This window comes from Salinisphaera sp. G21_0, from assembly GCF_017744115.1.
GTDB lineage: Bacteria > Pseudomonadota > Gammaproteobacteria > Pseudomonadales > Endozoicomonadaceae > Endozoicomonas.
Genome location: NZ_JAGHQW010000208.1, coordinates 1 through 797 on the forward strand (window position 1 = coordinate 1; position 797 = coordinate 797).

Annotated in this window: 1 pseudogene; it reads left to right on the top strand. The window is 49.8% G+C overall.

The features are described from left to right. A pseudogene (locus J7439_RS25685) lies at positions 1-797 on the top strand (hypothetical protein); the annotation flags it as partial.

The following is a 797-nucleotide window of genomic DNA, read 5'->3' on the forward strand; positions in this document are numbered from 1 at the left end:
AAACACACAGTCAATTTGCCTGTTCAATCAAACAATACACATCAAGGGCAAAACGACCATTAAATCATAGTGAACAACGCCAACTGATACCATTGTTGCACGATTTTAAAGTGACACCCGGGTGGACCTGGCGAAGCCTGACAACAACGCTTCATTCATTTACTTCAGCAGATGTTTTGACCCCTCATAAATACATGAATAAGGGGGATAGGGAAAACCAAGCCGCTTTACTGTCAACTTTACTTGATGCAGTAATATTTAAGTGCAACCAAAAACCTGAAGCCAGGGATATTGATGTACAAGGTATCAGCAACCTGCTGTGGGCCGTGGCAAAACTGGTGGGCAATGGGCTGGAGCTTGAGAAGACACCGAAGCTGAAAGAGGCCGTGGCCGCGCTGTTGCCCCATGTGAACACCAAAGCTGAATCAAAAGAAGAGAAAGGCCACTGTATTCCTCAACAAATCGCTAACCAGCTTTGGGCCGTGGCGAAACTGGTGGATAACGGGCTGGCGCTGGAGAAGACGGCGCAGCTGAAAGAGACCGTGGCCGTGCTGTTGCTTCGGGTGAAAACCAAAGCCGAATCAAAAGAAGAGAAAGACCACTTCAAGCCACAGGAAGTCGCGAACCTGCTGTGGGCTGTGGCGAAATTGGTGGACAACGGGCTGGCGCTGGAGAAGACAGCGCAGCTGAAAGAGGCCGTAGCCACGCTGTTGCCTCAGGTAAAAACCAAAGCCGAATCAAAAGCAGAGAAAGACCACTTTAATGCCCAGCATATCGCCAACCTGCTGTGGGCCGTG